A 1,199-nucleotide genomic window follows, 5' to 3' on the forward strand; every position below is an offset into this window, starting at 1 on the left:
CCTTGTGTCGCGAAAGGGCCGCAAAGCGGCCCCGGCAATGTTGGCGGTGAAGCTGAAAACCTGGGGGCGCTCCGCACCCCTTTCGCGACACAAGGCCGCTCCCACAAGAGCCCTCCCACCGTAAGAAAGGGCTCAGAACGTCTGCCCCAGCGAAAACTGGAAGATCTGGGTCTCGGCGTTATCCGGTTTTTTCAACGGCGCCGCCAGGCTGAAGCTCAGTGGCCCCATGGGGCTGTACCAGGTCACGCCAACCCCCAGCGACACGGCCATCTGCGCCAGGTCGACGCTGCCGCAGCCCTGGGTGGTCGACAGGTAACAGGTGTCGGCATACACGTTACCGGCGTCGACGAACAACGAGCTGCGCAGCTGGCTCTGGTCCTTCACGAACGGCAGCGGGAAGATGTATTCGGCGCCGCCGCTAATCAGGATATTGCCCCCCAGCACATCGGTGTCGCGGTCGGAATAGTAAGCCTGGCCGGCGCTGGCGTAGGTACCGGTGGCCGGGGTGTTGCGCGGGCCGAGGGTGCCATCCTTGAACCCGCGCACCGAGCCTTGGCCACCGGCGGTGTAGCTCTCATAGAACGGCAAGCCGTCGGTGGATCCGTAGCCATTGCCGTAGCCCAGGGTGGTGTGCAGGCGCAGCGAGGTGTTGTTGGTTACCGGCAGGAAGGTCTGGCCGTTGTAATCCAGTTTGTAGAATGACAGGTCGCTGCCAGGGGTGGTGGCCATCAGTGTCAGGCTCTGGGAGTGACCACGGGTGGCCAGCACGCCTTTGTTCAGGGTCGACTCGGACCAGCCGATCGACGCCTTGAGGTTGTTGAAACGCTTGCCCTCACGGGCGATGAAGTCGTAGATCTCGTCGGCGCTGTAGGTGCCTGGCGAAATGTCGTCGTGCTGCAGGGTCAGGCCGTAGGTCAGGCGCGAGGTTTCGTTGATCGGGTAGCCAAAGCTTACCCCGGCGCCGTAGCTATTGATCGCGTAGTACGAAACGCCATCGTCGTAGTAGTCGCTGTAGTCGGTGCTGTTGTAGAACAGGTTGTAGCCCAGGCTGACACCGTCGGCAGTGAAGTAGGGGTCCACGAAACCGAAGTTGTACTTGGTCTGGTACTCGCTGCGGGTCAGCCCGATGGACACCTTGTTACCGGTACCGAGGAAGTTGCTCTGGCTGATCGAACCCCCGAGGATCAGGCCGGCGCTCT

Annotated in this window: 1 protein-coding gene; it reads right to left on the minus strand. The window is 62.2% G+C overall.

Translation table 11 applies throughout. From position 1 onward, the window contains the following. Window positions 1-132 precede the first annotated feature (132 nt). The coding region (gene bamA / locus ACK1VC_RS28525; RefSeq protein ID WP_449118177.1) for an outer membrane protein assembly factor BamA at window positions 133-1,199 on the minus strand (1,067 nt) is incomplete at its 5' end.

It is taken from the genome of Pseudomonas sp. XP2 (assembly GCF_053557975.1).